Annotated in this window: 27 protein-coding genes; all 27 read left to right on the top strand. The window is 28.8% G+C overall.

The window, feature by feature from the left end:
- Window positions 1-720 (top strand): flagellar hook-basal body protein, encoded by a 720-nt coding sequence (locus tag ATR_RS08230; RefSeq protein WP_115428955.1) that lies wholly within the window; start codon window positions 1-3, stop codon window positions 718-720.
- Complete coding sequence (flgB, locus tag ATR_RS08225) at window positions 720-1,115, top strand: flagellar basal body rod protein FlgB (protein WP_115428954.1); 396 nt, start codon at window positions 720-722, stop codon at window positions 1,113-1,115. Before ATR_RS08230 ends, flgB begins: the two co-directional genes overlap by 1 nt.
- Window positions 1,116-1,130: 15 nt before the next feature.
- Complete coding sequence (gene fliF, locus ATR_RS08220; RefSeq protein ID WP_115428953.1) at window positions 1,131-2,843, top strand: flagellar basal-body MS-ring/collar protein FliF; 1,713 nt, start codon at window positions 1,131-1,133, stop codon at window positions 2,841-2,843.
- A 9-nt stretch (window positions 2,844-2,852) separates the two neighbouring features.
- Window positions 2,853-3,863, top strand: a complete 1,011-nt coding sequence (gene fliG / locus ATR_RS08215) for a flagellar motor switch protein FliG (protein ID WP_115428952.1) — start codon at window positions 2,853-2,855, stop codon at window positions 3,861-3,863.
- Entirely contained in the window at window positions 3,863-4,597 is a 735-nt protein-coding gene (locus ATR_RS08210; RefSeq protein WP_115428951.1) for a FliH/SctL family protein, read from the top strand. Before fliG ends, ATR_RS08210 begins: the two co-directional genes overlap by 1 nt.
- Before the next feature lie 48 nt (window positions 4,598-4,645).
- Window positions 4,646-4,933, top strand: coding sequence for a FliM/FliN family flagellar motor switch protein (locus tag ATR_RS08205; RefSeq protein ID WP_115428950.1), 288 nt, complete (start codon window positions 4,646-4,648; stop codon window positions 4,931-4,933).
- A 21-nt stretch (window positions 4,934-4,954) separates the two neighbouring features.
- Complete coding sequence (locus ATR_RS08200; protein WP_115428949.1) at window positions 4,955-5,635, top strand: flagellar hook assembly protein FlgD; 681 nt, start codon at window positions 4,955-4,957, stop codon at window positions 5,633-5,635.
- A 12-nt stretch (window positions 5,636-5,647) separates the two neighbouring features.
- Complete coding sequence (locus ATR_RS08195; RefSeq protein WP_115428948.1) at window positions 5,648-7,327, top strand: flagellar hook-basal body complex protein; 1,680 nt, start codon at window positions 5,648-5,650, stop codon at window positions 7,325-7,327.
- Window positions 7,328-7,423: 96 nt separating this feature from the next.
- On the top strand, window positions 7,424-10,516 hold the full coding sequence (locus ATR_RS09885) for a flagellar hook-basal body complex protein (RefSeq protein ID WP_170126888.1): 3,093 nt from the start codon (window positions 7,424-7,426) through the stop codon (window positions 10,514-10,516).
- A gap of 63 nt (window positions 10,517-10,579) precedes the next feature.
- Window positions 10,580-10,906: a hypothetical protein gene (locus ATR_RS08180; protein ID WP_115428947.1), complete on the top strand. Its 327-nt coding sequence runs from the start codon at window positions 10,580-10,582 to the stop codon at window positions 10,904-10,906.
- An 8-nt stretch (window positions 10,907-10,914) separates the two neighbouring features.
- Window positions 10,915-12,942, top strand: coding sequence for a tetratricopeptide repeat protein (locus ATR_RS08175; RefSeq protein WP_228254221.1), 2,028 nt, complete (start codon window positions 10,915-10,917; stop codon window positions 12,940-12,942).
- Between the two features lie 56 nt (window positions 12,943-12,998).
- A complete protein-coding gene (locus tag ATR_RS08170; RefSeq protein ID WP_115428946.1) occupies window positions 12,999-13,313 on the top strand; it encodes a flagellin in 315 nt (104 codons plus the stop codon).
- A gap of 11 nt (window positions 13,314-13,324) precedes the next feature.
- The gene (locus ATR_RS08165) at window positions 13,325-14,200 is read left to right on the top strand and encodes a FliM/FliN family flagellar motor switch protein (RefSeq protein ID WP_115428945.1); all 876 of its coding nucleotides are present in this window, start codon (window positions 13,325-13,327) and stop codon (window positions 14,198-14,200) included.
- Between the two features lies 1 nt (window position 14,201).
- Window positions 14,202-14,513 carry a rod-binding protein gene (locus ATR_RS08160; RefSeq protein WP_115428944.1) on the top strand — a complete coding sequence of 104 codons (312 nt, stop codon included), beginning with the start codon at window positions 14,202-14,204 and terminating at the stop codon, window positions 14,511-14,513.
- 9 nt (window positions 14,514-14,522) lie between these two features.
- On the top strand, window positions 14,523-14,900 hold the full coding sequence (locus ATR_RS08155; RefSeq protein WP_115428943.1) for a hypothetical protein: 378 nt from the start codon (window positions 14,523-14,525) through the stop codon (window positions 14,898-14,900).
- On the top strand, window positions 14,884-15,279 hold the full coding sequence (locus ATR_RS08150; RefSeq protein ID WP_115428942.1) for a hypothetical protein: 396 nt from the start codon (window positions 14,884-14,886) through the stop codon (window positions 15,277-15,279). The genes ATR_RS08155 and ATR_RS08150 overlap by 17 nt, the downstream gene beginning before the upstream one ends.
- A complete protein-coding gene (gene flhF, locus ATR_RS08145) occupies window positions 15,276-16,445 on the top strand; it encodes a flagellar biosynthesis protein FlhF (protein ID WP_115428941.1) in 1,170 nt (389 codons plus the stop codon). The genes ATR_RS08150 and flhF overlap by 4 nt, the downstream gene beginning before the upstream one ends.
- Window positions 16,445-17,266 carry a P-loop NTPase gene (locus tag ATR_RS08140; RefSeq protein WP_115428940.1) on the top strand — a complete coding sequence of 274 codons (822 nt, stop codon included), beginning with the start codon at window positions 16,445-16,447 and terminating at the stop codon, window positions 17,264-17,266. Before flhF ends, ATR_RS08140 begins: the two co-directional genes overlap by 1 nt.
- A gap of 13 nt (window positions 17,267-17,279) precedes the next feature.
- Complete coding sequence (locus ATR_RS08135) at window positions 17,280-17,657, top strand: hypothetical protein (protein ID WP_179948453.1); 378 nt, start codon at window positions 17,280-17,282, stop codon at window positions 17,655-17,657.
- Between the two features lie 14 nt (window positions 17,658-17,671).
- Window positions 17,672-17,992, top strand: a complete 321-nt coding sequence (gene fliE, locus ATR_RS08130) for a flagellar hook-basal body complex protein FliE (RefSeq protein ID WP_115428939.1) — start codon at window positions 17,672-17,674, stop codon at window positions 17,990-17,992.
- Window positions 17,993-18,007: 15 nt separating this feature from the next.
- A complete protein-coding gene (gene flgC, locus ATR_RS08125; RefSeq protein WP_115428938.1) occupies window positions 18,008-18,475 on the top strand; it encodes a flagellar basal body rod protein FlgC in 468 nt (155 codons plus the stop codon).
- 10 nt (window positions 18,476-18,485) lie between these two features.
- Window positions 18,486-20,339 carry a flagellar hook-length control protein FliK gene (locus ATR_RS08120; protein ID WP_115428937.1) on the top strand — a complete coding sequence of 618 codons (1,854 nt, stop codon included), beginning with the start codon at window positions 18,486-18,488 and terminating at the stop codon, window positions 20,337-20,339.
- Entirely contained in the window at window positions 20,339-21,088 is a 750-nt protein-coding gene (locus ATR_RS08115; RefSeq protein WP_115428936.1) for a flagellar biosynthetic protein FliR, read from the top strand. The genes ATR_RS08120 and ATR_RS08115 overlap by 1 nt, the downstream gene beginning before the upstream one ends.
- Before the next feature lie 8 nt (window positions 21,089-21,096).
- Entirely contained in the window at window positions 21,097-22,146 is a 1,050-nt protein-coding gene (gene flhB / locus ATR_RS08110; RefSeq protein ID WP_115428935.1) for a flagellar biosynthesis protein FlhB, read from the top strand.
- A 4-nt stretch (window positions 22,147-22,150) separates the two neighbouring features.
- Complete coding sequence (locus ATR_RS08105) at window positions 22,151-24,151, top strand: tetratricopeptide repeat protein (protein WP_115428934.1); 2,001 nt, start codon at window positions 22,151-22,153, stop codon at window positions 24,149-24,151.
- Window positions 24,148-25,452 (top strand): flagellar protein export ATPase FliI, encoded by a 1,305-nt coding sequence (fliI, locus tag ATR_RS08100; RefSeq protein WP_115428933.1) that lies wholly within the window; start codon window positions 24,148-24,150, stop codon window positions 25,450-25,452. The genes ATR_RS08105 and fliI overlap by 4 nt, the downstream gene beginning before the upstream one ends.
- Entirely contained in the window at window positions 25,449-26,579 is a 1,131-nt protein-coding gene (gene flgL, locus ATR_RS08095) for a flagellar hook-associated protein FlgL (protein WP_115428932.1), read from the top strand. Before fliI ends, flgL begins: the two co-directional genes overlap by 4 nt.
- Window positions 26,580-26,593: the final 14 nt, after the last annotated feature.

Below are 26,593 nucleotides of genomic sequence, written 5' to 3'. Positions count from 1 at the left end.
ATGAACCAAGGTGTTTATCCATTAGCAGCATCAATGGTAAATCAGATCAATAGATTAGATCAAATAAGTAATAACCTAGCAAATGCAGATACCTTTGGATTTAAACAAGAGGGGACTGCTGAGACTACTTTTAATTGGTATTTAAAAAGAGCTCAAGATGAAGGAAAAAATCCATTTGTTGAATCAATTACGATAAATAATATTCCTAAAATTGATACAAGATATACAGATCCTTTGATGGGACCAATGAAAATGACTGGAAATCCTCTTGATTTTGCACTCAATGCTCCAGATACTTTTTTTAAAATTCAAAATGAAAATGGTGATATAGTATATACAAGAGATGGAGCTTTTAAAAATTTAGATGGGTTCTTAGTAGATGGAAATGGAAATAATGTCTTAAATGCAGATAATGAAGCTATTGTTGTTGAAGATGGCTTTGAGTTACAAATTGGGGTTGTTCAAGCATCTTTTAAAAATCTTGAAAAAGTAGGAGATAATACATATATAGCTTTAGTAGCTGAGGATGTTGAAAATTTTGAAAACAACGATAACAAGATTTTAAATGGAACAGTTGAACAATCAAATGTAAATAGGGTAAGTACTATGGTTGAGCTAATAGACGCTCACAGAAGATTTGATCAATCTCAAAGAGCGATTAAAACAATAGATGAGCTAAATGCTGGTTTAATAGAAAAAATTGGAGGAAATACTAGATAATGCATGCAAGTGAAGTATCAGGCAAACTTTTTGAACAACTAAATTTTAGAGGTGAAAGACAAAAAGTAATATCTAGTAATATTGCAAATGTAAATACACCAGATTATAAAACAAAAGATTTAGTTTTTGATGAAGAGCTAAAAGCACAAAATATTTTAAAATTAAAAAGAACATCATCAAATCATATGCACAATCTTGATTATAGAGGAAGTAGTAATCCAAGATTGGTTCAAGTTCCAGATTTAATAGAACAAAATGATGGGAATAATGTAAATTTGGATAGTCAAATGAGTGAACAATCAAAAAATAAAGTAATTTTTGATGCAATACAATCATCTATTAAAAAAGATTCAAGGCTTTTTAGATCAGTGATTGATGCTTCAGGTAAGAGCTAATAGGATGATTTTTTAATGAATCAACTATTAAAGTTTATAAATAACTTAAATAAAGCCCAAAGAATAGCGATTGTTGGTGGTTTTGCATTTCTAGTACTTCTGCTTGTTGGATTTTTAGTATATTCAAATGTAAAGGCTGAAGATAAAAAATTAAGCTATACAATAGCTTCAAATCTCACTCAAGCTGATGTTATGAGAGCTAGTGAAGAGCTTGAAAGTGCCGGTATTACATTTATTGTAACAGGAACTGGAAATAATCTCACTTTAAAAACTTCTAAAGAGTTTATAAATATTGCCAAAATAAAATTGGTAACAAGTGAAGCCTCAACAAATAAACATGTTGGTTGGGAAATTTTTGAAAAATCATCAATTGGTACAACAAATTTTGAAAATAAAGTAAAATATTTAAGAGCTTTAGAGGGAGAGCTTAGTAAAAGTTTAGAGTCTTTAAGCGGAGTTTTAAAGGCAAATGTAAAAATAGCAATTCCAAAAGAGACAATTTTTACAGAAAAAAAGAGTGATACGACTGCTTCTGCTGTTTTAACACTAAAGCAAGGAATATTTTTAACTCAAAAGCAGTTAGATGGGATTAAAAATTTTATAGCATCAGCTGTTCCTGATTTAAAACAATCAAATATACAATTAATTGACCAAGATGGGAATTTACTTGAGGTATCAGCTGAGGATATGAATACTCAAAGATCTACGGTTCAAACAAAGTTTAAAGATAAGATTGAAGAGGATTATGAGCAAAAAATTATATCTCTTTTAGAGCCAGTTGTTGGAGCTGGAAGAGTTATGGCAAAAGTAAATGTAATTTTAGATTTTACTAAAAAAGATATTGAAGAGGAAATTTATAGCCCAGAAGGAAGTATAAGGTCTCAACAAGTTATTGAAAATACAGCAAATGCTCAAGGATTAGGTAATAATACAGGTGGAATTGCAGGAGTTGATAATAATATTCAACCACCACAACAATTAAATGATAGCAGTAAATTATCATCAAATAGTGAAAGTTCAAATACTGTTACAAACTATGAGATTTCAAGAAAATTGATATCACAAAAAGATAGTAATTTTACAAATATTAGAAGAATTACAGCTTCAGTTACATTTGATTCAGGTGTTTTAAAAGATCATCCAGATAAAGCAGAGTTTTTGGCATCTTTAGAGTCGTTATCGGCAGATGCTATAGGCTATGATAAAGGAAGAGGCGATACAATTACTGTTAAAGATTTTAAATTTGTAGGAGTTAAATCGTACAATGAAAAAGGTGAATTAATAGACGAGAATGGAAATGTAATTGGAGGAAGTGGATATTTAAGTAGTATGAGTGTTAAAGGTATCCTTGATGAATACAAAGATTATATTCAATATCTTATAGTTGGACTTTTACTATTTATTTTTTATAGAAAATTTATAGCAAGTAGTGATATGGTAGTTTTAGGTGACCCTAAGAAAAAAGAACTTGGTGTTGATGATGAAGATTTAGTGAAAGATATGTTAGCAGGTCTTGATGATGTTTTAGATCAAAACACAGCTCACGGAAGATTAAAATCTAAAGTGAAAAGCCAAATTATAAATAATATTGATGGTTTAGATGAAGAGTCTGCAGCAAAATATGAGGTGTTTATTGAAGAGCTTGATAGAGAAATAAATAACAACCCAGCTGATATAGCTCGAATGATAGAGTTACTTTTAAGTGAAGGTAATGTTAATTTTAAATAGGAAAAATAAATGGCAGTAGATGTTTACAGTGATATTGATATTTTAAAAGGAATGTCAATGATAGAAAAAATCGCAAGATTTTTTGTCCTAATAGGAGAAGATTCAACTGTTAAAATATTTCAATTCTTAGATAAACAATATGTTGAACAAATATCAACTGCTATTACTCAAATTCAATCTATAAACAAAGAGGTATCTTTGGCTATTTTAGAGGAGTTTCATCTATATACTAGAACTAAAGGGTTTATTAGTTCTGGTGGATATGACTTTGCAAAAGAGATTTTATATAAATCTATTGGTCAAGAAGCTGCTGATGAAGTTTTAGAAAAACTTTCAAGAATGAAATTAGCAAACCAAGCTTTCTCTTATCTTGATGGAGTTAATCCAAAACAGTTAAGTGATTTTATTAAAGATGAATCCCCACATACAATAGCAGTTATTTTGGCACATATGGATCCATCTAAATCAGCAGATGTATTAATGGAACTTGATGAAGAAATTCGTGTAAAAGTAAGTATTCAAATAGCAACCATAAAAGATGTTTCACCAGATGTTGTAAGAACTATTTCAGCTGTTTTAGAAAGAAAACTAGAGTCATTACTATCTTCTATTGTAGATGTTGGTGGAGTTAAAGTTGTTGCTGATATGTTAAATAAGATGGGACCAAAGGCTGTTGATATTCTAAAAAACATAAATGGTATTGATACTTCACTTGCAACAAGAATAAAAGATAATATGTTTGTATTTGAAGATTTACTTAACCTTGATAGTGAATATATTATGAAGATTATTCAAGGTGTAGAGTCTGCTGATGTTGTAGTTGCTATGAAAAATGCAACTGAAGAACAGATAGAGAAAGTAACAGGAGCAATGTCACAAAGAGTTAAAGATAGATTTTATGAAGAGAGTGAAATGCTTACAAAAGTTAAAATCAAAGATATTGAAGCTGCCCAAAGAAGAATGTTGGCAATTGCTCAAAAGATGATGGATGATGGTATTATTGAAAGAGAGAATACATAATGGCTGAAAATGTTTACTCAAGTGCAAAAGTTATAAAAGATGATAAAAGTGTTCAAAAGTTTGAGTTGTCAAGCTTTGGAAAATCGAAAAAAAAAGAACTAGAGCCTGAACATTTTACTGAGACAAAACTTCTAGATGAACAAAAAAATGGAGAAGATGAAAATAAGATTTCACAAATAGTTCCTATACAAAATATAGTAGATAACACGACAGTTTTAGAGAAGATTGAGCCAATCTTTAGTGAATTTGAGAAATTAACAAAAAAAATTGAAGAGGTATCTTTAAAGGTTACATCTATTGAACAAGATGCTATTACAAAGGGAAAAGATTTAGATGCTCAAGTGGTAAAAGCTATAAAAGATTTAAAACAGTATGCAACATTTTTTGAACAAGCTTCTTTTCAACTTGAAAATAAACTATTAAAAACATCTATTGCAATAGCTCAAAAAATTATAAATATTGAAGTTGGAGAAAACTCTTCTAAAATAGCTAAACAGACGATAAGTCAGCTACTTTTAAAGTTAAAAAATGCTTCTAAAGTAAAAATTCATTTAAATCCAAAAGATTACTATATTTTAAAAAAAGAGTTGGAGCTAGAGCCATTTATAGATTTATATGAAGATGCAAATGTGGTAGTTGGTGGGGTTGTAATTGCTAGTGATTTGGGAAATTTTGATGGAAGTATTGAGGCAAAAGTGTCTTCAATGCTTGAATCTTTAGATTTAGTTATATGAAATCGAAATTATGATACAATCATAAGATAACACTAAAAAGTATTAAAAATGGAAATAAGTGAAAGAATTTACGATTTATTAGTAGATACAGAGATTGTTGTTGATGTTATGCTTGGCAGTACAAATATATCTATTGGTGAGTTTCTAAAACTAACAGAAGGCGATATAATATCTTTACATAAACCAGCAGGAAGTGGTGGTGAGATATATGTAAACTCAAGAATAATTGGAACAGGTGATATAATTGTTATGGATGAAAAATTAGCAGTTAGAGTTCAAGATGCTATGGATTCAGATAATGTTGTTCAATATTTCTTTGAAGAGCATATGATTTAATCTTAAACTAAGGAGTTTAAAATGGCAGATGTAAATAGTCTTAATGGTATAACAGGTACTGATGGTTATGGAAATAAATATACTGAAAGTATAACTAATGACTCTTTGACAACAAATGATTTTTTAAAGTTAATGATTGAAGAGTTAAAGCTTCAAGATCCAACAAAACCAATGGATTCAGCAAAAATGTTATCAACTCAAATGCAAATGAGTACATTAAATGCAAATATGGAGATGATTAAAGCTTTACAAAATATCCAAACAGCCTTTTCACAAAATGCATTATCTACTGCAACAGGAGTAATGGGTAAAAATATTGAAAATGGGAGTACAAATGCTGAAGGTGCATTAAAAGCATTTACTGTTGAGTCAATTGAAGTTATAGATGGTGAAGTTATGGTTGTTGCAAGAGAGTGGTTATATATGCATAATGGAATTGCATTTAAAGATGGCGATGATATAAAGGGTGCAAACTATGATGAAGCTGGGAATCTTTATGATGAAAATGGTGAAAAAACAGGACAAACTATAGTTTTAGAAGGTTTAGGAAAACCAGCTATTAAAGATGGAAAACTTATAATTAAAGATGCCGATGGAAATGAAGTAACAGATCATAAATATGTTGCAAGTGGACAAAATACAGTTGTTGTTTCTGATGATACACATACTATTCCATTTTCATCAATAACAAGAATCTTCTAAGAGGAGTATGAAATGATTGGAGCTATCTGGAATGGTGTTGCTGGAATTTGGCAACAAGAGAAAGGAATAAATGTTGAATCAAATAATTTATCAAACTCTAGTACTGTTGGACATAAAAAAGATCAGATAAGCTTTTCAGATGTTTTATATACTCAAGCTGGATTTGGAAAAGGTGTTCAAACTCACACCATATCAAAAACATTTACACAAGGACAAATTGTAGGAACGGGAGTTGGAATTGATGTTGCTATGGAAGGAAAAGGTTTTTTTATAGTAAAAAATAGGCAAGATGACTCTATATACTATACAAGAGCTGGAAATTTGGTTCAAGCAAAAGATGGCTTTTTAGTAACTCAAGATGATTATAAAATACAAGGTTTGGTTCCTCAAAGTAAACTTACAACTTCTACAAATCCAGCTGATATGATGTTTACAGATGAGTATACAAAGAGTATGATATCTAGTAATATAAATAATTCAAATGGTACAATTTATAATATAAATGCTAAAACTACAGATTACATTAAATCTTCAAAAGATGATGATTTTTTGCGAAAAGGCGATGGATATAAAACATCTCAAAGTAAGATAAATGATATAGAGGCATTGCAAAATGACTATATAGAGAAGTTAAATAAGTTTTTGATGGATCAAAATGGTGCAAATATACCGTCTGTTAGCCAAAAGTCACAAATAGATTTCTCTTCAAATTTATCTTCTCTTCAAGCAACGGATAATATTCTAAGTATAACAATAGATAATAAAACATATAGTGTAAAATTTGATGTAAATTCATCAATAAACGAAGAGGAAATGCAAAAGCTATATGATTCTTTAGATGCAAATGGAAAGGCAAAGTATAATTTAGTAGATCCTAATTCTATAAAAAGCCAAGCCGATATTGATAATATGCCTATAAATACTCCTCAAGAGATTTTAGATAAAGCTGAAGCTCAAGCTTTAAGAGATAATCAAATAAATAATTATATAAACTCAAATAGTATGATAAATGCTATGAAAGACTTATCTGATAAAATATCTTCAAAAGAGGGGATGAGTGCAAGTGTAAAAGATGGTACTCTTGTAATTGATACTTTATTTGCAGGAAGTAGCTTTAAATTAAGTGATATAAAATTAAATGATACGAATTTTAACTCTACAAATTTACAAGATGCAGTTAAAGGTTCTGGTCTTGCTATGATTGATAGTGCAAGAGATGCTTTAAAAAATGCAGTTGAAAGAGCAGATGCTAAATTTTTACAAATAACAAATGTTTTAGAGTATGGGAATTTAGGAGTGATTGGAGAAAATGATATAAATGTAAGACTTGATGCATTGGGAATTTCTGATAAAAGTACAGCTGAAGTTAGTATATCTAATGATGGTTTTGTATTTGTAAAAAGCGAAGGTCATAGTTTTTTGGTTGGAAGACTTAGTACTGCTGGATTTAGGAATGAGCAAGGTTTAGAGCCTATGGGTGGGAATTTATATCAAAAATCAAAATATAGTGGAGAGCCTTTTAATGCTGATACTATGAATAAAATTATAGGTGGCTCGCTAGAGCGTGCAAATGTAGATTATGGTACAACTTTAACTCAACTTATGGTTTATCAAAAAGCTTTTGAGGCTAGTTCAAAATCTATTACCACTTCAGATGAGTTTTTGCAAACAGCAATAGAGATGAAGAGATAAACTCTTTAGTATAAACTTAGTGTTTATACTTTTGTATAAAGTTTATATAAAAGTATGAACATTTATGTTCATTTACCTTAACAAAAAGGATTAGTCATGATAGGTGCATTATGGACTGGAATATCAGGATTAGCAGCACATCAAACAGCATTGGATAATGAGTCAAATAATATTGCCAATGTAAATACTGTTGGATACAAAGCAGGAAGAATCTCATTTGCAGATCAAATTTACCAAGGACAAATTGGTAAAGGATCTTTTGTGCAAGATGCAGAAAAAATCTTTGTAACAGGTGGTTCAAAAATCACTGGAGTTGAGTATGATGTAGCTTTACAAGGTGATGGATTTTTCACTGTAATAAATAAAAATACACTAGGAACAGCAGAGACTTTTTATACAAGAGCTGGGAATTTCCGTATGGGTCAAAGTGGAACTTTACAAAACCCAGATGGATATGAGGTACAAGGTTGGGCGATGAGTTCAATTGATCAAAAAAATGATGTAAAAAGTACAAATCAGAATGCTACAAGATTTACAGATGATTATGTAAAAAATATGGGAAATAGTATTATTAGACATGCTGATTTTATTGAAACTATTGCAGCAAAGGCTACAAATTTTGATGAGACTGCAAAATCAGATCCTACATCTGTATTTAGCGGAGCTGGTGGAAAAACAAAGGCTGCAAAACTAAAAGATATTGATTTAGCAACATTAAATTATAATGAATGGCTAAAAAAATACAAAGATGATCCAACTCTTCCCTCAAAAGGTTCAACAGCACAAATTTCTCAATTAAATTTTAAAACAGGAGTTCCACCTACTTCAATTATAGGAAAAGAAGGAGATATGATAGAAGCTGTTATAAATGGGAATAGCTATACTCAAAAGTTTGTAGTTACAAAAACAACTCCAGATTTTAGAGAAAAACTGTGGAATTCTTTACCTACTAGTCCTTTAAATGAGAGAGCTTTATATGATTTAATGGATCCTGCTCAAATTGAACTTATGCCAACAGTAACTGAAGCAGATAGATCAGCAAAAGATATGCAAATAGCAAAGTATGATAAATTAGCAGGAAAAATAAATACATATAAAGCAATGGCTGACCAAATATCAAATAAAGAAGTTGGTATTGTAGCTTATATGGCAAAAGATAGAACAAATCCTACAAGTGATGTTTTAAATCCAGATGGAATGTATGAAGAGAGTACTAATTTAGCAGATATGTTAAGAGGAGTTATTCAAGTAAAATCTTTAGTTCCAGGTCAAGAATTTAAAGTAACTCAAGTAGCTGAATACTCTGGTGAAAATACTAATTTTTCTGTAAAAGGTACATTTCAAACGACTTCTGTAGCAGTTGAGGGAAGTGGAAAACAAGCACTTGAAGATGCAAGAGATGCTCTATCAAGACTAGTAACTGGGAACCAAAGAAGTGTTTATACAACTCAAGATTTATATGGAGCAGCTGATAATAAAACATTTACTTTTAGTATAAATGTTTTTGATAAAGATTTGGGGTATACAATTCCAGTACCAAATGATGGTGCAGTTCCTCCAAAAGCAGTTCCTATTACTATTGGTAATGTACAATCAGGTGATATCGATAGTATAGTAGACGCGATAAATAGTCTAAGAACAGCTTCTGGACCACAATTAGGAGATTATATAGTAGCAAAAAATATAAATGGTAATTTGGTTATTGAGACAAATGATTCTAACTATGATGTAGAATTTGATGCAAAATTAGAGACAGATCCAACGGTTGATTTAAATGCTTTGGTAAATCAAGCAGGATATACTTATGATATAACTGTAGGAAATCAAACAATTTCAACAGTTTTTCCAACAGCAACTCCAATAGATCAAAATGCAATTTATAATGCAATTGCAACAAATATTGCTACATATAATGCAGCAAACCCAGGAAAAGAGTTGAGTATTAGCCCTATGAGTAGTGGAATTTTTACAGTAACATCTGCAAATAAAGAGAGAATAGAAGGAAATTTAAGATTAACTACTCCTCCCACACCACCTACATCAACACCAACAAACAGTCCAGGAACAAATACTGCTCTGGAAAAAGGGACATTTCAAGTAACAAGTGCAACACCTAGTACAACATATGGATTAACAATAGCTGGAGTAACTGTTAGCTATACAACACCTCCTACATTTACAGGAACAACATCTGATATTAGAAATCAACTATTAAGTCAAATTTCAAATGATACAACATTGAAAGATTTAATAAATGTAACTGCTAATGGTGGAGATAGTATTAATATTTCACAAATAAAAGTTGTAGATAAAAATAATACAGCAACTACATTAGGTATAACAGGTGCTACGGGTGGAGCTTATAATCCAACAACAGCTTATGTAGCAGGTGGTGCAGAAGAACAAGAATTTGTAGTAGATTTTCTAAATAGATCAAAATCTAATTTATCTTTAAATATTTTAGGGACAAATCTTACTATACAAACAGCAGAACAAGAAACAGCAGCAGGAGCAGCAGCTAAACTTCAAGCTGAACTTGATAAAAACCCTAATTTAAGAGATAGATACGAGATTGTTGAAAATGCTGGTAATATTGTTGTAAGAGAAAAAGCAGGTGCAACTGGATTTACTGGATTTGGAGCTACTAAACCAACTATTAGCTTTACAGATCTTTCTGTTCCAGTTTGGGATTTGCAAGATGGATTTATTGAGGTAAATGGTGATTACTCTGGAAGAAGAGGTGCTGGTGGAGAGTTTATGGAGATAACAACTAGAGTTGACCAAACTTCAACACAAGCAAGTTTACAATTAAGACTAGATGTTTTAAATATCTCTGATAGCAAATTTGGTCAATTTAAAATAGATGACACTGGACTTGTGACAATAAAAGAGGGTGGAGTTGAATATGCTGTTGGACAAGTATCAATTGCAAGATTTACAAATAATAGAGGACTTGAAGCAGTTGGAAATAATAACTTCCAAAGAACTCAAGAGTCAGGAAATGCAATATATAGTACAAACAACAATAACACTTCAGGTGTAAAAGGACAAGCACTAGAGCTTAGTAAAGCAGATTTAAGTGAAAGCTTAGTAAACTTAATGGTATTTCAAAGAGCCTTTGAAGCGAATGCAAAATCTATCACAACATCAGATGAACTTTTAAGTACACTTATTAACTTAAAAAGATAATATTATAAGTAGAGCGAGATTTTTTCTTGCTCTATTAAAATATATTAAATTATAGGAAGAAAATTGGATTTTTTAATATCAACAGTTTTAGCTATCATTTTGCTATACTTTATCTCAAGTACAAATGCCTACAAATCAATGTACAAAAAGATAAAAGAGGAAAAAGAGATCATTGATGAAGAGGTTACAAAGCTTGAAGCTTTGATACAAAGATATGAAAAACAGGTTAAAATAGGTACTAGTAGTCTTAAAAATAATCAAGAAAATCTTCAAGTAGCAAGGGATGATTTACAATCTTTAAGACTTGAAAACATTACTTTAAAAAATAAAATCAATGATTTACAAAGAAGAAATGAAGAGCTATTTGCTCAAGTAAATGCTATTATTTAGGATAATATTTGAAAAATTTTGTATATAAAATAGCTATTTTTTTTATGCTAAACACTATTTTATATGCAAATATTATAGAATCACAACCACAAGTAATCTTTGAACTAGAAAAGCTAGGAGCTTCAAGTGAAAATTTGGAGATACAAGTTGATTTTAATAAAGCAGTTTTGCATTTTAGAAAAGGTGAATATAAAGAGGCTTTAAGGCTTTTTGAAAAGACTTCAAAAGTTTTTGAAGCACCATCACTGTTGAATATAGGAATAATTCATTATAAGCAAAAAGAGGAAGAAAAAGCAAAAGAGCTTTTTTTGAAAATATACTCAAAAAAGACAAATCTTCTAAACCAACCATACTCTTTTATATCCTCTTGCTACTACCTTTTTGAAATAACTAAAGATGATAAATATATGTTAGATTTAGTAACAATTTTCCAAAATAGTAAAAAATTAGGTGAATATAATGAACTAATAACAGATATAAAAGATGCTATTTTGAAAGAGCTAGCAAACAGATATTTGCTTATAGAAGATTATGAAAATGCACTAGGAGCTCTAAATGCAATGAGTTACTCATTGGATTTGAAAAAAGCTATGATTTTGGTAAAACTAAATAACTTCCAAAAAGCTTCAACAATTTTAAAAAAGTTAAGGGAAGAAGAGAAAAACAGTGATACATTAAATAAGATATTGTGGATTTCAGCATATTCTAGTTTAAAACAAAACAATTTTGAGGATGCCAGAGAGATATTAGATTTAATAAATGATAGAAAAAAAGATTTTAATGTAAATACTAAAATGCCAATAGAGATATTTTTTAATAGAAATTTATATACATATAAAGATTATTATAAACAAGTTATGAAATTTGATGAAGAGAGAATGTATGATTTTATATACTACTTTGCTCCTTTTATTTTTTCTGATTCAAAAGAGATAATTTATGACTCTGTAAAAGGTTTTATATATGGAAAAGTACAGAGTGTAGAAAATCTTGAAAATATGGTCGAATATAACTCGAAATTTATTCATTTGGTAAAACAAGACCCAATAAAAAGGGTAAATGAGTTAAAAAATATTATAAAAACAGATTCCAAAGCATATATTTACTATAACTTAGCACTATCTTATGCTCAAATAAATGATTTCACAAATGCACTTAAATATTTTGAAAAATCATATAAATTAAGTCCAGGAAATAAACTATATTCAGTTATGTATCTAATTACTGCAAATAAAACATTTGCAAATATTCCAGAAAAACAAAGATCTATTTTGGAGAAAAATATAAAGGGTAATGGAGGTTTATATAGTTATTTTGCAAAAGAGCTATATAAACTTTTTGTAAATAGTAGTTACAATGTAGTAGAACAAGCACAATCTTATGAAAAGACAGTTTTTTATAAAGCTATAGATTTTTTAACTAAAATGAATAACAATGAAGATATTAGTAAGCATAAATTATTAGAAGAGTATGAAAAAGACCCATTTATTTATCTTTTAAAATTAGTACAAAAAGATAAAAATGAGGACGAATATAGATATGCAGCGAGAGTACAAGATGCTATAACTTTGAAATATAACAATAATTTTCTAGATAGTTCTCTTATTACTTCAAGATATTATATTGATATTTTAAAGGCATTTGGAGTTTTTACAAGAGTTGATTTTAACATAGATGGAAATAAAAATCCTAGCTATTTAGTAACAAAGGCATATAGTAATTTGTATATAAATAAACCATTTGATACTATTGATACTTTAAAAAGATTAAAAGATGAATTTGACTACGAAAATAGATTTACAATGTACTTATCAACAGCAGCATTTTTAGAGTCATTAAGATTAGAAGAGGCTTCTATCCAAATATCTTTAATCAAAGCATTTTATAAGGATAAAGATACAGATTTTTTAACAGCAATTCAGCTTTTACAAAATATGAACATTTCAAGTGCGAAACAGTTTTTAGTAAATAAGTATAATAATCCATATATAGATTTTAGAATTGTTGGATTTGAAGAGTTTATGCTCTCTTTATAATACTATTTAATTTTTTTTTGTTATAATGTTTTAAAATTCTTGCAAAGGGGTCTATTATGGAAATTGGAAGGGTATCTCAAATTGATAATGCAAAAGAGAACTACGAAATTAAAACAAAACAGATAAGCAATGTAGATGAAAAAATAAAAGTAATAGATGATGAAGAGTATAAAAAAAATATTTCAAAAGATACAAAAGAGCTAAATGAGGTTATGTTAGATAATATTCAATTTGGCTACAATAAAAACTCTAGAGATTTTTTTGTGAAGGTAACTAGAGGAGATATTGAGAGAAAATATCCAACAGAAGATATGATGAAAATAAAAGCTTTTTTACTTGAAGAGCTAGAAAAAACGTTTGAAAATCAATAAAAGGTATAATTTTGGCATCTGATTTATCACAAGTATTTAAAAATGAATTGTCAAATACACTAGAACAACTACTGGGTAAAAAGGCAAAAATATCTGAAACAAAAAAATTAGAAGATGGCTTTGAAGCTTCAAGTTTTATAGAAGCAGATGTAAAGTTTGATATAAAAGGTTTGAGTTCTGGTATAACTTTTTATATCCCTAGTGTTAGTGCTACAAAGTTTGAGTATTTAATGCTAGGAGGAATGGGCGATTTAAAAAATGATATTGATGATGAGACAATAGATGCTGTAAATGAGATAGTTTCAAATATTTGTGGAAGTTTTTGTACTGCTTCAAATGCCCAAGGTATGCCAGATGTTATAGGTATGAAATCAGAAGTTAAAGGTACTAAAAAAGTAGATAAAAATATATTAGATGAAAAAGAGATTTATCTTTTTAGTACTTTTTTAGATGAAGAGGAAACTCCTATTTTGATCTATTTTGATAAAGGGTTTGCTCTATTTTTTTCTACTATAACAGGAACGAAAAATGACACGGTAGTAACTTCACCAGCTATTAGTAAACCAGCGGTACCAACTCCAGTTGCACCAGCCTCTACAGCTATGGTTGGAGTTGCGAATCCTTCAAAAAATCTTGAACTTCTATATAATGTACGATTAAAACTAAGTGTAAGATTAGGAACAAAAATAGTACTTCTAAAAGATATATTAAGATGGGATGTGGGAGAGATTATTGAGCTTGAGCAGATGGTAAATGAACCACTTGAAATTTTGATAAATGGCGTAAAGATAGGAGAGGGTGAAGCTGTAATTGTAGAGGGAAAATTTGGTTTAAAGATTAAAAAAATTATAAATGAAGATTTAAAATTAGATAAAATAGGATTATAAAATGGAAATAAGTAGTAACAATTTATATAATAAAGATATTCTACAAACAAATAAATTTGAAAATCTAAATAGTAGTAATCTTGAAAAAGTAGAAGATAAAGAGTTAAGAGAAGTAAGCAATAGTTTTGAAGCCTTTTTTCTTAACCAAATTTTAGAAACTTCTCTAAAAACAACTAGTGTAGCAGGAGAAGAAGCTGGTAGTGATATTATAAAAGGTATGTATTTACAATCAGTTGCGGATAGCTCTAGTGGTAGCTTTGGAATCAGTGATATGTTATATAATTTTTTATCACAAAATAATAAAAAAGAGTAAGGTTAAGATATGGTTGATAAAATAGTGGATAATATGCAACAATTAATCTTAGAGTTGAAAAATGCGATAAATCAGGATATAGAAGATATCAAAACTTCAAAACATGAAGAGCTTTTTGCAAGAAATGATAAAAAGAATTCAATTATAAATGATATTATGAAAGAAAAAGTTGAATTAAATAGAGAGTTAGCCACATTGATTCAAAATAACTTTGATGTAAATATTTATAGAGATAAAGTAAATGAACTAGAAGATGGTTTAAGAAGTTTATATGAACTAAATAAAAAATTAGCAAATATAGTTTTACCTATAAAACAGATGTATAAAGAACTTTTAGATGAGGTAAGTGAACAATCTGGAGGACAGATTTTTGATATTAAAGCTTAGTTTTTTATCTCTATTTTTATCTTCACACCTATTTGCGATTTCTGTTTTTGTAACAAAAGATGCTATAAAATATGAGGAGAAGATAGATGCTTCTAAACTTATAGAAAAAGACTTTGAGACAGTTCCTAGAACTTGTATTCCTATCTCTTTAGAAGATTTACAAAATGGTGATTTTGTAACAACACACCACATAAATAAAAATAGTATAGTGTGCCAAAAAGATATAAAATCTACTGAAAATAATGAGATAGTTTTCAATTTTGGTGGATTAGAAATTGTAAAAAAAGGGAAGATTATATATGAAAATGAAGAGTTTATAAGGTTTAAAAATCTTGATGGAACAATTGAACAAATATATAAAGATGGGAGAGAAAGATGAATAGACTCTCATTTTTAGGAGAAACACCAACAGAAGCTTTAAGGAATGCACAAATAGAGTGTGGAGAAGATGCAATTGTTATCTCTACAAAGAAAATTGTGAATGCTAATGGTTACAATAAAGATATGTATGAGATAGTTGTTGCCATTGAAGATGAAGAGGTTCAAAAAAATTTAGAGCTTACAAAAACAGCAATTGCAAAAGCAACAATTGAAGTAGAACAAATAAAAGCAGAGCCTATAAAAGCACAAGTTTACGATTATAAAGAGGAGATTTTAAAGATGCAATCTCTTCTTGAACAAGTGCAAAAAACTCTTTGGAAACCAAAAAGCCAACTATATGATTTGTTAATTCCACCAGAATTTATAGATATATATACTATTTTTGAGAAAAATGAATTTGATAGTGAAATGACATATACTATTATGAAAAAGACAATAAAAGAGCTTCCTGTTTCATTAAAATCAAATCAAAAAAAGGTAAATGATTTTTTTAAATTAGTCTTAAGAAGAGTTATTCCTATTAAAATGGAGCAACCTTTAAGAAAAGAGCAGAGAAAGATTATGATGATGGTAGGGCCTACAGGAGTTGGTAAAACTACAACTATTTCTAAGTTGGCTGCTAGATTTGCTTATAAAATGGAGCAAAATCATAAAGTAGGAGTAATTACTTTAGATTCCTTTAGAGTGGGAGCTATAGAACAACTTCAAGCTTATACAAATATTATGAGGCTCCCTTTGGAGATAGTTAAAAAACCTGAAGATTTAACAGAAGCACTTTTAAGGCTTAAAAATTGTAGTTATATTTTTATAGATACAGCAGGTTCTAGTCAATATGATATTGATAAAATAGAGCTTATAAATGAGTATAGAAAACATGTAGAGGAGCTTCCTATTGAAAAGACATTAGTGTTACCTTCAAATGTGAAGCATAGTGATTTGATGGAGATTTACAAAAACTATTCAATACTTGATATTGATAATCTTATTTTTACAAAATTAGATGAGACAAAAAGTTTTGGAAATGTTATATCTTTTTCACATAAAACAAAAAAATCTATTACATATTTCTCTATTGGACAAAATGTACCTGATGATTTAATAGCAGCAGATGCCTCTTTTTTAATAGATTGCTTTATGAATAATGAGTGTAGCAAGGAGATATAATGCTTGATGTTAAACTTTCACAAGCCGAAAAATTAATTAACCTTACTTCCAAAGCAAATGATAATTTGACTATCTCAAAAACGAAACTTTTGACAATAACATCAGGAAAAGGTGGAGTTGGAAAATCTACATTTACTGCAAATTTTGCATATATTTTATCTCAAAAAGGTCTAAAAGTTTTGGTTTTAGATGCAGATATTGGTTTAGCAAATATGCAAGTCCTATTTGATGTGAAACCAGTAGTTACACTTTTTGATTATATAAATGGGCATAAAAAACTAAAAGAGGTTATTGTAGAGACAAAATATCAAAATCTATCTTTAATTGCTGGGAAAAGTGGCTATCAATATGGATCGAATAGTAATAGTTTTATTTTTTCAAGATTAGTAGAAGATATCTTGGAATTAAATTATTATGACATTTTGATTGTTGATACAGGAGCTGGATTAAATGATTATGTAAAAGAGTTTTTAAAGGTTTCAACAAATATTTTGGCAATAACTTCAACAGATCCTAGTGCTTTAACTGATGTTTACTCTTTAATAAAAATGTTAGCAATCGATAAAAAAAGTTTAATGCTCTGTTTTAACCATACAAAAAATGATCTTATTGGAGAGACAATTTCAAACTCTTTAGTAAATTTGGCAAAAAAGAATAGATTAAAAAGCGAATTTGTGATAAAATATATAGGAAGTGTGCCTAGTAGCGAAAATATTACGAGAGCAGCTAGAGCTAGAAAAATATTTGTAAATGAGTTTCGACAAGAGGAAGCAGCTCATAAGCTACAAAATATAGTAGATAGTGTTTTAAAAAATATTTAAAATTGGAGTCTAAGTGGTAGTAGAAAGATTTTCTCAAAATCTAATTAATAGTGGAATATTTAGAGTATATATAGCAATTGGTTTTTTTGCTACAATAATATTTTTTACTTTTAATACAGAACTATTCTCACCACTTCAAATGCTTTTTGGGGCTATTTTAGTAACAGTTGTTTTAAAAGGATTTAGTAATTTAATGCTCTCTTTTATAGTAAATAACTTTAGCCTTGATGAAAAAAGAGCGGCTTTTGATAATAAATATAATGAAGATAAAATAAGTCTATTATTAAATCAACTAATTACAAAAGATATGAGTGAAAATCAAGTAAATAATGATGATGAAACAAACCAAGAGCAAATCCAAGAGACAAAAAATGAAGATGTTGCAAGTTAGAATAGGAGAATAAAATGAGTATTATAGGAGCTATAAACTATTTAAATCCATTACAAGGTATAGATAGTGCAAATGCAAAGCAAACTGAATCTTTAAGCGAGAGCCAATATGCAAATAAATCTTTTAAAGAGTTGTTAAACGGTGCTATAAATGAGGTAAATGATACACAAATAGAGGGATATAATTCAATGAAAGATATAGCAACAGGAAAAGTTACAAATCTTCAAGAAGCAGTTCAAAAAATTGAAGAAGCTGAGCTAAGTCTTAAATTAGGATTGGAAGTAAAAAATAAAGCTATAAATGCTTATAGAGAAATAATGAGAATGCAAATCTAGTAAAAGGAGCAGTTTATGGGTTTTTTTGATGGATATAATGTATCAACTTCAGGAATGAGTGCACAAAGAACAAGAATAAATGTAGTAAGTGCAAATATTGCAAATGCAAAAACTACTCATACTCAAGAGGGTGGGCCGTATAAAAAGCAACAAGTTGTATTTGAAGATGTACTTTTGGCAAATAAAACTAGAAGAACAAATTCAAATGATATAGAGGTAAATAATTCACCGCAGTCTGATTTAGCTCTAAGAGCAGTTGGAGTAAAAAAGATTATTCATACAGATGCAAAACCAGTTTTAAGGTATGACCCAACACATCCAGATGCGAATGAGAAAGGTTATGTAGCATATCCAGATATAAATCCTGTTATTGAAATGGTTGATTTAATAGAAGCTATGAGGTCTTATGAAGCAAATGTTACAGCTTTTAATACTCATAAAGGAATTGATACAAAAACTTTAGATATATTAGCTGGAAACTAAAGGGTAAAAAATGGCAAATTTGGTTGATATTTTTACACAAACAAGTGGTTTAAAAGGTGAAACAACGGTTTTAGGCACGAGTGAAGATTTACCAAAAGACAAGCCATCTTTATTTGATTCTCTTTTAAAAACTTCAATAGAAGAGATTGAAAGTAGTACAATACAAGCTAAAAAGATAGAAATAGTATCTCAAAACAGCAGCACAAGCTTAACAAGTACTAATTTAGAAGATGAAGTTTTAGAACTTGATGAAACATTAATTAAGCAAACTTCTACTTTAGAAGATATGAATATAGATGAAAATATAGATAATGAAAAGATTACAAAAGAGCAAAAAAAAGATAGTATCAAAGATATAAAAAATGATACAAAAGAGCCTATAAAAAATGTTCAAAATAGTTCTACTAGTAAAAACTCTTTTTTGGATAGGTTGATTTTGGAAGTAAAAAATAATAATTTAGAACAAGTCAATCAAAGTGAACAGAGTTTGACTGAACCATCAAAAAATGTAGAAAACAGTGATATTTTAACTGATGAGAAAAGTTTTATAAAATCTTTAGACGAGATTGTAAAAGATATAAAAAAAGAGAATAATATAGAAGAAAAAGTAGATACAAGTAAAGTTGTAATCTCAGAAAATGATATGTTGGTTGAAGTTGTAGAAAAAGAGATAGTTTCTATAGATGGAGATAAAAATACTACTAAAATAGAGAATATAGCTACAAAGGTTGTTGAGGTTTTAACTCCAAAAATAGTTCAAGATTTAGAGAATGGAATAAAAGACACTGTACTTATAGAGGATGCAGTAAGTTCTGAAAATATTTTAATAATTGAAGATGAGAATATAGAAGAAAAAAGTTTAAAAAACGAAGTTGTGAAAATTGAAAATAGTACAAAAGTAGAACAAAAACTATCTCTTATGGATCAATTAATTCAAGCAAATAGCCAAAAAGATGTAACAAAAAAAGTAGAAGATAGTATCAAAGGGAACTCTCAAAATATTGAACAAGTAACTAAAAATAGTAAAGAGATAACTTCAAATATATTTTTAGCTGAACAAAAAAATAGTTTAAATAATCAACTACTATTTAACAAAAACGAAGCAATAAATATTTTAAAAAATGGCTCAAGTGTTGAAGCTATTGAAAAAAGTGCAACTATTTTAGACCTAGAAGCAACTAATTTAGAGCTGGAACAAGATATCTCACAGACTAATTTACAAGATTTAAGTAAGGATGAAAAAGAGCAAATAGATAGAAGAAATATTTTAAATAATATTTTAAATGAAAAAGATATTAGAAGTGTAGATGTTAGAAATCTGATAACAAACTCAATAGAGGCTTCAAAAGCTCTTTTTGAAGATACAATAAAAATTGTAGATGATAAAATTTTAAATATTGAACCAAATTTTGTAAACTCTATTCAATCAAGGATTGTGGGTGCAAAACAGCATTTAGCTAGTATGATGTCAGATGTTGCAAGACAGATGTATGAAAACTACAAACCACCTGTTACTGTTTTTAGAATGAATATAAATCCTGAAAATATGGGAACAATTTCTATTTTAATGAAGCAAGATAGAGCAAGTGGACTTACTATTAATATGAGTGTTTCAAGTTTGGCAACTTTGGAGCTTTTAATGGAAAATCAAAATATGTTAAGAAACTCTTTAATTAAAACTTTTAATGATGGGAGTAATTTTAATCTTGATTTTTCAAGAGGAGAAGATAGTCAAGGTCAAGGAAACTCTTCAAATAATCAAAGTCAAAGAGATAAAAGAGATAAAAGAGATTCAAATACTCAAGAGATACTAAGGGTTAAAAAAGAGAATAAAGATTATGATGAGAAAAACGACTATATGTAATGGAAGCGTTTTTTTCACTTTTAAATGAAGATGTAGTATATATGTTTCTACTTCTCTTCGCAAGAGTTGTAGCTTTTGTCGCATTTATGCCAGTTTTTGGACATACTGCTATTAGTGTTAGTGTTAGAGTTGCTTTTGCTTTTTATTTAGTAATTTTTATTTTTCCATTTATTGAAGAGGTTAAGTATATAAGTGAAACTTCTTTTATAGTCTCTTTAATAACTGAATTGACTTTGGGATTAGTAGCTGCTATGCTAGTAAATATCATATTTTCATCAGTTAAAATTATAGGTGAATTTGTAGAATATTCAACAGCTTTGTCAATGGCCATGATGTTTGATCCTACAACAGGTTCACAAGAAGGGTTAATAGCAAAGCTTCTTTTTTGGGTATCTTTAATGCTATTTTTTCAAACAGGGATGTATGAGATGACTTTAGTTTTATTAGCAAAAAGCTTTTCTATGATACATCTAGGAACTTTTGATATATTTTCTATTAATGGTATAAAACTTGCCATTGATGAGATAAATAGAATGTTTGCTTTTGCATTTACTTTTGCTTTACCTCTATTCTTTATTGGTTTTATACTAGATGTTTATTATGGTTACGGTACAAAGTCTATGCCAGCATTTTCACCATTTATAATAACTTTTCAGTTAAAATTTGCTTTAATCTTTATATTTTTAATATTTGGTTTAGAGATATTTTTTGAAGCTTTCACTGAATATTTTATAAGTAAATTTGAGTAGGAACTTTTATGGCTGATGATGAAGAAAAAACTGAAGAACCCACATCCAAAAAGATAGAAGATGCTAGAAAAGAAGGAAATGTAGGTAAATCTGTTGAAGTAGCTGGTGCAGCAATTTTAACCTTTGGTTCTGTATATCTCATATTTTTATCTGGATTCTCATTTTTAGAGATAAAAAAGCTTATGCTATATATTTATGGATTTATTGGACAAGAATTAGAAGAGAGTACCTATTTTACAATTACAATTGCAGTTGCAACAATACTTATAAAAGCTTTATCTCCTATTTATCTATTAGTATTTGTATTGGCACTTGCTTCTAATTGGATGCAGTTTGGTTTTATTGCAACCCCTTTGAAACTTGATTTACAAAAACTAGACCCAATAAAAGGGTTTAAAAACATTTTTAGCTTAAAAAAACTGTTGGAAGCCCTTAAATTAACATTAAAGTTATCTGTGATAGTTTGGGTTATGTTTTTGCTTTTTTCATTGACATATCAAGATTTTTTAATAATGATGAATAAAGAGCTAAATGCAACTATAGAAGCTATGATTGACTTGATTATAGTGTTTGTATTTACTATTTTGTTTATTATTATTATTTTTGCTATAATAGACTTCTATTTTTCTAAACACTACTATATGAAATCTTTAAAGATGAGTAAGCAAGAGATTAAAGATGAATATAAAAACATGGAGGGAGATCCTCAAGTTAAGGGAAGAATACGAAGAATTCAGATGCAAATGGCACAAAAAAGAATGATGGGAAGTGTTCCTGAAGCAGATGTTGTTATTACAAATCCAACACACTATGCTGTTGCTTTAAAGTATGAAAGTTCAAAAAATCAAGCTCCTTTGCTTGTAGCAAAAGGGATAGATTTTATAGCTTTGAAGATAAAAGAAGTAGCAAAAGAAAATGGTGTAACAATAATAGAAAATCCTACTTTAGCTCGTGCTTTGTATGAGCAAATAGAGTTGGAAAGAGAAGTTCCTCAAGAGTTTTATAAAGCAATTGCAGAGATTTTCTCTTATGTTTATGAACTAAAGAAAAAAAGGTAGAATTTTGAGATTTTTAACTATATTTATACTTCTAATTTCTCTTTTAGATGCAAAAGATAGAGATTTTTATTATAGTTTTATAGACTCAAATGGGAAGCAAATTCCAACAAAAACAAAAGAGACAATAATAAATACTTTAAATGAGTTGGATTATATAAAATCAATAGCACAAGATGGAAAACTTCATGAAGCTTTTAAAAAATTAAAACCTATAAAAGATAATAATAAAGTATCACTTTTAAATTCAGATATTTTGATACTCTACTCAGAATTAGTTTTAAAAACAAACTCAAAGCAGCATATAAATGATAGTGCAAAAGAGCTAGAGAATGCCATTAATACATCACTTATAGACCAAGAGGATTTATTAAAAGCATATTTAATTTTGATAGATTTAAAGATAAATATAAATAAAGTAGAAGATGCGAGGTATTATGCTCAAACTGTAATAGATATTTTTGACGATAAAGAGGCAAATGCGAAAGGGAAAATATCTTTAGCAAAAATTTTTAAGTATCAAAAAGATTATAAAAGAGCTTCAAAAATGCTCTTTGAAGCTTTGAGTTTAACAATAGATAAGACTATCGCCTCAATGGTAGCAAATGAACTTTTTGATATATATTTACTAGAAGGAAAGAAAGAAGAGGCAGATGAACTTATGAAACAGTTATTATTTGCAAACCCATCTTTTTATTCTAACGATTATATTTTAGCAAATCAAAGAGTTGATACACTTTTGAAACTTGATATGACACCACATGCTATTAATATTTTAAAAAATCTGATTATAAGTTCAAAAAAAGATGATGTTTTAGAGCAAACAAAATATAGATTGGCAAATTTATATATGAAGTTATATGATAAAACAGATAACTATTTAAATCTTGCTAAATTTTTATATAAGGATATTAAAGATAACTATCCAAAGAGTGAAAACTATGATAATGCTTCAATGTTTTATGATGAGATAAAGATGAGACAAAAAGCTATTCTACCAAGTGATGTAGCAGATAAATATCAAAATAGTGAAGATATGCAAAATAAAGCACTACTTCAAGAGTTGATTAACAATAATTTTAATAAAAAATATGAAGATGCAATTAAAATGCAAAAAATCTATAAAGATATACCAAAAGATATATTAAAGCGATTTGGTTTTGGAAATATTGATGAACTTTTAGATAAAACATATTTGGGAGTTATAAAAGAGTATATAGAAGAACAAGAGTGTGTTAAATTAAGTCATGTTTTAAAAGATTTAAAAACAGATATTTTTAAAGATATACTTCATGATGATAGCTTAAAAAATGAGTTTATTAGATGTATTAGAGAAGTTCCTTCTATTGAAAATTATAAGCAATTTAAAGAGATATTTAAAGATACAGAAGATTTAGATATCTATTTAGTATTGGAAGCTATGGCTTTAGATCTTGAAGAGATAGATGATGCTTTATATTACTCATCAAAAATAGAAAAATCAAAAGATAATGATATATTACAAGAGGAGTTTTTGTATAAATATCAGGTTTTAAAGATTAATAATAACTCAGTAAAATTGGATAGATTTTTTAGAAATAGCCTAGAAGATAGTAAATTAATAGATAAAAATAGGAGTAATCCAATAATAATAGATTTCTATTATGATTTTTATCTATACTTAATTAAAGAGAATAAAATAAAAGAGGCAAGAGATATCTTAAGGGCTTTATATAATAAGCAGAATGAGTTTAAGGCTTATGTATATTCTCCTTTTGTTGAAAGTGAAGAAGCAAGATTTGCAAAAGAGCAAAATAATCTTCAGGAAGCTGTAAACTATCTTGTTCAAGCTATACAAAATTCTAAAAATATAAAACCTAGTGAGGAGATAAAACTTTACTATGATATTTTGACTTTGTATGATAGCTTAGAACAAAAAGATAAAAAAGAGATATATTTAGAAAAGTGTAGAAATGTAAAAATAGAGGATAATTTTTATAAAAATATGTGTAATGGAATTGATCCATGAATATAGATGATATACTGGAAAAAATAGATTCAAATAGTTTGAATATAGCTTTTGGAAGAGTCGTAAATATATCAGCTGTTACATTAAGCGCTATTGGTTTAGATGTTGCTGTTGGGGATATTGTAAGAATTGAATCAGTACAAAAATTATATACAGTTTTAGGAATGGTTACAGTTTTAAATGATAACTCTTTTGTAATAGTTCCTTTTTCATTTGTAGATGGGTTTAAGATAAATGATAAGGTTTTTTTACAGCGAGATGGACTAACTATTAAGTGTGGAGATGGTCTTTTAGGAAGAGTCGTAAATGCTTTGGGCGAGCCTATTGATGATTTGGGAAAAATAAGGGATTTGGATACAAACTCTCCAATCAATAAAGAGAGTATGTCACCACTTGATAGAGGAATTATTGACCAAAAATTTGCAACCGGTGTAAAAGCAATAGATTCAATGCTTACATGTGGAAAAGGTCAAAAAGTTGGTATTTTTGCTGGAAGTGGTGTTGGAAAATCAACACTTATGGGAATGATAGTAAAGGGTTGTGAAGCAACTATAAAAATAATTGCACTAATAGGTGAAAGAGGAAGAGAAATTCCAGAGTTTATTCACTATAATCTAGACAATGACCTTACAAATACTGTAATTGTAACGGCAACTTCAGATGAGTCCCCTCTTATGCGGAAATATGGTGCCTTTACTGCTATGGCAATAGCTGAATATTTTAGAGATAAAGGGCATGATGTACTTCTTATGATGGATAGTGTTACAAGGTTTGCTATGGCACAAAGAGAAATAGGTCTTAGCACAGGAGAACCACCAGTAAGTCGTGGTTATCCACCTTCTGTTTTTGCACTTTTACCACAACTAATGGAGAGAGCAGGAAATAGTAAAAAAGGTTCGATTACAGCTTTTTTTACAGTTTTGGTTGATGGTGATGATTTGAATGATCCAATAGCCGACCAAAGTAGGTCTATACTTGATGGACATATAGTTCTAACAAGAGATTTAACTGAACAAGGTTTTTATCCACCAATAAATATATTAAAATCAGCCTCAAGGGTAATAGATAAAGTTGTAACAAAAGAGCATTATAATGATTTTTTAAAGTTAAAAAGAGTATTATCACTAATAAAAGAGAACGAAGTTTTAATAAGAGTTGGTGCATATAAAAAAGGTGCAGATTTAGAACTTGACAAAGCTATTGAAAAAAGAGAAAAAACTAGAGAGTTCCTTACTCAAGGAACATTAGAAAAACACTCTTTTGATGAGATTGTCACAAACTTAAGAAAGGTTTTACAATGATTTCATTAGATTCAACAAATTATAGATTGGGGAATATGGATAGATACCAATCAAAGCTAAATTTCCAAATGGGTGGAAGAAAGCTACAGTTTGGTAGTGATGATTCAGTTACTTTTGGAAGATTAGTTCATACAGATGATAAGATAAAAACTCAAACAGGTATAAAAGCACAAATAGAAAGAGCAGATGTTTTAAATAAAACATCTGATACTGCTATGAAAGAGGTTAAAAATCTTTTAGAGAAGATAAAAGCTGAAGAGTTAATAAAGGCAAATACTTCAACTACGAGTATAGAAGGACTTGAAGCCATTGCAAAGGTTATAGAAGGATACAAACAAAATATATTTGATTTAGCAAATACTCAAACAGAAGGTCAGTATGTTTTTGCAGGAAGTGATGCTTCTATTAAACCATTTTCAATGGATGCTTCTGGAAAAGTAACATACAATGGAGATTCAAGTTTAAGAAAAATAGCAATAGATGATGGCTCTTATAGAGAAAGAGGAATAAATGGAATAGATGCTTTTTTTTATGTAGCAAATAGTGGTTTAAAAGGAGATACTCTTAGTTTTAAAGAGAACGATAAAATCATAGATCAAGATGGAAAAGAGTGGATGTTTGATAGCGTAGCAAATACACTTACAAAAACAAATTGGGATGGTTCAACTGAAACATTGACAGTTACTCCACCAGTTGCTCCATCAACTGAATATACAACAACTTTACCAAATGTAGATGGAACAAAATTTGAAGCAAAAAGAAGTACTTTTGATATGCTAGATGATGCAATTAAGAGTTTAAGAGGATTAGATGCTTTAGGTAATCCTACATTAACTTATGAGGAGAGAAGAGCTGGAATTTCAGAAGCTATAGATAATGCAACAAAATCTTATGATAGTGCAATAATCGCACACTCAGATTTAGGAGCAAAAAATAAAACTTTTGAAGTGTCTCAAGAGAGATTAGAGTCTAGGATTACTCAGTTAAAAGCATTGGATATAGAACTAGGTAATTCAAATTTATCAGAGGTAGCTGTAGAGTTAAAATCTCTTGAAATATCATATGCCGCACTATATTCAACAATTAATAGAACATTTGAGTTGTCTTTAGTTAATTTTATGAGATAAATTAACTAAAATTT

The organism is Aliarcobacter trophiarum LMG 25534, assembly GCF_003355515.1.
Classification (GTDB): Bacteria; Campylobacterota; Campylobacteria; order Campylobacterales; family Arcobacteraceae; genus Aliarcobacter; species Aliarcobacter trophiarum.
This window is presented reverse-complemented; position numbering and strand designations above follow the sequence as displayed.

Excerpts from the sequence above, each read along its gene's own strand:
- ATR_RS08230 (WP_115428955.1), top strand. The coding sequence starts at position 1 with ATGAACCAAGGTGTTTATCCATTAGCAGCATCAATGGTAAATCAGATC.
- flgB (WP_115428954.1), top strand. The coding sequence starts at position 720 with ATGCATGCAAGTGAAGTATCAGGCAAACTTTTTGAACAACTAAATTTT.
- fliF (WP_115428953.1), top strand. The coding sequence starts at position 1,131 with ATGAATCAACTATTAAAGTTTATAAATAACTTAAATAAAGCCCAAAGA.
- fliG (WP_115428952.1), top strand. The coding sequence starts at position 2,853 with ATGGCAGTAGATGTTTACAGTGATATTGATATTTTAAAAGGAATGTCA.
- ATR_RS08210 (WP_115428951.1), top strand. The coding sequence starts at position 3,863 with ATGGCTGAAAATGTTTACTCAAGTGCAAAAGTTATAAAAGATGATAAA.
- ATR_RS08205 (WP_115428950.1), top strand. The coding sequence starts at position 4,646 with ATGGAAATAAGTGAAAGAATTTACGATTTATTAGTAGATACAGAGATT.
- ATR_RS08200 (WP_115428949.1), top strand. The coding sequence starts at position 4,955 with ATGGCAGATGTAAATAGTCTTAATGGTATAACAGGTACTGATGGTTAT.
- ATR_RS08195 (WP_115428948.1), top strand. The coding sequence starts at position 5,648 with ATGATTGGAGCTATCTGGAATGGTGTTGCTGGAATTTGGCAACAAGAG.
- ATR_RS09885 (WP_170126888.1), top strand. The coding sequence starts at position 7,424 with ATGATAGGTGCATTATGGACTGGAATATCAGGATTAGCAGCACATCAA.
- ATR_RS08170 (WP_115428946.1), top strand. The coding sequence starts at position 12,999 with ATGGAAATTGGAAGGGTATCTCAAATTGATAATGCAAAAGAGAACTAC.
- ATR_RS08160 (WP_115428944.1), top strand. The coding sequence starts at position 14,202 with ATGGAAATAAGTAGTAACAATTTATATAATAAAGATATTCTACAAACA.
- ATR_RS08155 (WP_115428943.1), top strand. The coding sequence starts at position 14,523 with ATGGTTGATAAAATAGTGGATAATATGCAACAATTAATCTTAGAGTTG.
- flhF (WP_115428941.1), top strand. The coding sequence starts at position 15,276 with ATGAATAGACTCTCATTTTTAGGAGAAACACCAACAGAAGCTTTAAGG.
- ATR_RS08140 (WP_115428940.1), top strand. The coding sequence starts at position 16,445 with ATGCTTGATGTTAAACTTTCACAAGCCGAAAAATTAATTAACCTTACT.
- fliE (WP_115428939.1), top strand. The coding sequence starts at position 17,672 with ATGAGTATTATAGGAGCTATAAACTATTTAAATCCATTACAAGGTATA.
- flgC (WP_115428938.1), top strand. The coding sequence starts at position 18,008 with ATGGGTTTTTTTGATGGATATAATGTATCAACTTCAGGAATGAGTGCA.
- ATR_RS08120 (WP_115428937.1), top strand. The coding sequence starts at position 18,486 with ATGGCAAATTTGGTTGATATTTTTACACAAACAAGTGGTTTAAAAGGT.
- ATR_RS08115 (WP_115428936.1), top strand. The coding sequence starts at position 20,339 with ATGGAAGCGTTTTTTTCACTTTTAAATGAAGATGTAGTATATATGTTT.
- flhB (WP_115428935.1), top strand. The coding sequence starts at position 21,097 with ATGGCTGATGATGAAGAAAAAACTGAAGAACCCACATCCAAAAAGATA.
- fliI (WP_115428933.1), top strand. The coding sequence starts at position 24,148 with ATGAATATAGATGATATACTGGAAAAAATAGATTCAAATAGTTTGAAT.
- flgL (WP_115428932.1), top strand. The coding sequence starts at position 25,449 with ATGATTTCATTAGATTCAACAAATTATAGATTGGGGAATATGGATAGA.